Source organism: Clostridium sp. HCP1S3_C6 (assembly GCF_052066735.1).
Taxonomy (GTDB): domain Bacteria; phylum Bacillota; class Clostridia; order Clostridiales; family Clostridiaceae; genus Clostridium.
Map to the genome: position 1 here is coordinate 1 of NZ_JBQHRN010000061.1, position 3,094 is coordinate 3,094.

At 28.7% G+C, this 3,094-nt stretch carries 3 protein-coding genes; all 3 read left to right on the forward strand.

Annotated elements, in window-relative coordinates:
• The first annotated feature begins 379 nt into the window (after positions 1-379).
• The 3 genes from ACTNAO_RS12660 to ACTNAO_RS12670 all read left to right on the forward strand — a co-directional run bounded on the left by ACTNAO_RS12660 (position 380) and on the right by ACTNAO_RS12670 (position 2,769).
• Positions 380-601 (forward strand): tautomerase family protein, encoded by a 222-nt coding sequence (locus tag ACTNAO_RS12660; protein ID WP_441029623.1) that lies wholly within the window; start codon positions 380-382, stop codon positions 599-601.
• 437 nt (positions 602-1,038) lie between these two features.
• The gene (locus tag ACTNAO_RS12665; RefSeq protein ID WP_441029626.1) at positions 1,039-1,374 is read left to right on the forward strand and encodes a cupin domain-containing protein; all 336 of its coding nucleotides are present in this window, start codon (positions 1,039-1,041) and stop codon (positions 1,372-1,374) included.
• Between the two features lie 33 nt (positions 1,375-1,407).
• The gene (locus tag ACTNAO_RS12670) at positions 1,408-2,769 is read left to right on the forward strand and encodes an MATE family efflux transporter (protein WP_441029629.1); all 1,362 of its coding nucleotides are present in this window, start codon (positions 1,408-1,410) and stop codon (positions 2,767-2,769) included.
• Positions 2,770-3,094: the final 325 nt, after the last annotated feature.

Below are 3,094 nucleotides of genomic sequence, written 5' to 3' on the forward strand. Positions count from 1 at the left end.
TTTTATATAGTTGGTGTAGGCCTTGAAGTTTTAATTAGGCTAAAAATTTAGCTGTGAAATTAAGAATTAATAATTAAGTGGCTTTTTTGCTACGCTTAAAAGCCAATCTCCACAGGAGATAATTAATAATTATTGTAATTAGGGCCAAAGCATTAGTATAATTAGGTCTTATATAGGATTTAGTGTAAGCCTTGAAATATGGAGCTTGTCCACCCACACAAATATAAATTAAAATTTTTACGACGAAGGAGTAAAAATATCCTGAATTCTTAATTATTAATCCTTAATTATTAATTATCAAAGTTGTAAGTGATGAAGAATAGAACGCTTAATGAAGAAAATATTTCAGACCACATTAAAAAAGAAGGAGTTGAATTTTATGCCACATATTGTAGTGAAATTATATCCAGGAAGATCAGAAGAAGTTAAAAAGAAATTAGCAGATGAAATAACAAAAACTGTAGTTAAAAATGCAGGAAGTTCAGAAGATGCTGTTTCTGTTGATATTGTAGAAGTTGAAAAGGATAAATGGCAAAAGGAAGTTTATGAACCAGAAATAGCTGCTAGAATGGATAAGCTATATAAAAAGCCTAATTGTTAGTTAATTAGGCTATATTTTTAGCTATGAAATTAAGAATTAATAATTAAGTGGCTTTTTTGCTACGCTTAAAAGCCAATCTCCCAAGGAGATAATTAATAATTATTGTAATTAGGCCCAAAGCATTAGTATAATTAGGTCTTATATAGATTTTAGTGTAAGCCTTGAAATATGGAGCTTGTCCACCCACACAAATATAAATTAAAATTTTTACGACGAAGGAGTAAAAATATCCTGAATTCTTAATTATTAATCCTTAATTATTAATTATGGAAGTTGTAAGTGATAAAGAAGAAAAAGTGAAATGAAGCACATATTTGAGGCTGCATTAAAAAAGAAAGGTGTATGGAAATGAAAAATCAAATCCATGCATCTTTTTTATTATATTAATTATGTGTTAAAATATATAATATATTTAAGTATTTGGAGGCGTAATTTGTATGGATTTAAAAGTTGAAAAATTAGAAAATGCACCAAAAGGAAAAGGCTATAGAATTGTTAAGCATTTAATTGGAAAAGAGCAATATAAAAATAGTGCTAGACTTTATGCAGAAGTAACATTAAAAGAAGGCTGTGCTATTGGATATCATGAGCATCATAAAGAAAGCGAAACATATTACATTTTGTCAGGTGAGGGAATATATAATGACAATGGAACAATGAGAAGAGTCAAAAAAGGAGATGTTACATTTACAGGAGATGGAATGGGTCATGGACTTGAAAATGCAAGCAAAGAAGATCTTGTGTTTGTAGCGTTAATTTTGCTTGATAAATAAAAATATATCATTATATTGAGAGAAGTGATAAAAGTGGATAAAACTGAAAAGGGGCTTATGACTAAAGGGAGTATTGTAAAGGAAATTGTGTTTTTTTCAATTCCCCTTTTAATAGGTAATTTATTTCAGCAAATGTATAGTGTAATAGACTCTGTTATGGTAGGTAATTATGTAGGCACAGATGCATTAGCAGCAGTTGGCTCAAGTACGCCTCTTATAAATATGATGATAGGATTATTTATGGGCTTTGCAACAGGAGCAGGAGTAATTATTTCACAATATTTTGGGGCAGATGATAGAAAAAATTTAAAAAAGGCCACTAATACATGTGTTATGATTGGATTTATAGGTGGAATTATTTTAATGATTCTTGGAATAATATTTTCAAGAGTGATGATAGATGTTATAGGAACACCAGAAGATGTTCAAGAAGCAGCAAATACTTTCCTTAAAATTTATTTTATGGGTGGTATACCAATAGTTATGTATAATGTTGTGTCTGGAATAATGAGAGCTTTAGGAGATTCAAGAACTCCTTTGTATTTTTTATGTTTATCATCAGTTATAAATATTATGTTAGATATTTTATTTGTTAAAAATTTAGGATTTGGAATAAAAGGTGCAGGATATGCTACATTAATATCTCAAACAATATCAGCTGTGTTTGTTTTTATTACACTTCTTAGACAAAAAGACATATATATGGTTAGCTTAAAAAGTTTAGCTATTGATTTTAAAATTCTTATAAGAATAATCAAAGTTGGAATTCCAGCAGGACTTCAGCAGTCAATAATAGCTTTTTCAAATGTACTTGTTCAAGGTTATATTAATCTTTTTGGAACAGATGCAGTGGCAGGCTGTGGAGCATACATAAAAATAGATGGATTTATAATACTTCCAGTATTAAGCTTTGGTATGGCACAAACTATATTTATAGGCCAAAATTACGGAGCAGGAAAAATGGATAGAGTAAAGAAAGGTGCTATAGTATCGTCTATTATATCTGTATCTTATTCTATAATAGTATCTATAATTCTTCTTATATTTAGTAGAGGAATAGTATCTATTTTTTCTACTGATGAAAATGTTATTTATTTTGGTGTAAAAATGTTGTTTTATTTTGCTCCATTTTATATATTTAGTGCTGGAATACAATGTTTCTGTGGATTACTTAGAGGTTTTTCAAAGGCAACACCACCAATGCTTATAATGACAGCTAATTTGTGTGGTGTAAGGCTTATATGGCTTTTTATTATGAGTCATTTTGCAGATACTATTGATTATGTTTGTTTTGGATATCCTCTTACATGGATTACTGGATTTATATGTTTTATAGTTTACATGTTTTTTGTGAAGGATAAACTTTTTAATAAGAAATATGCTTGTGAAAATTAATAATTAAGTGGCTTTTACGCTTTGCTTAAAGCCAATCTCCATAGGAGATAATTAAGAATTATTGTATTTAGGCCTAAAGCATTAGCATAATTGTATTCTTGTATAAGTTTTGGTGTAAGCCTTGAAATTTTAATTAGGCTAAAAATTTAACTGTGAAATTAAGAATTAATAATTAAGTGGCTTTTAAGCTTTGCTTAAAGCCAATCTCCATAGGAGATAATTAAGAATTATTGTATTTAGGCCTAAAGCATTAGCATAATTGTATTCTTGTATAAGTTTTGGTGTAAGCCTTGAAATTTTAATTAGGCTAAAAATTTAACTGTGA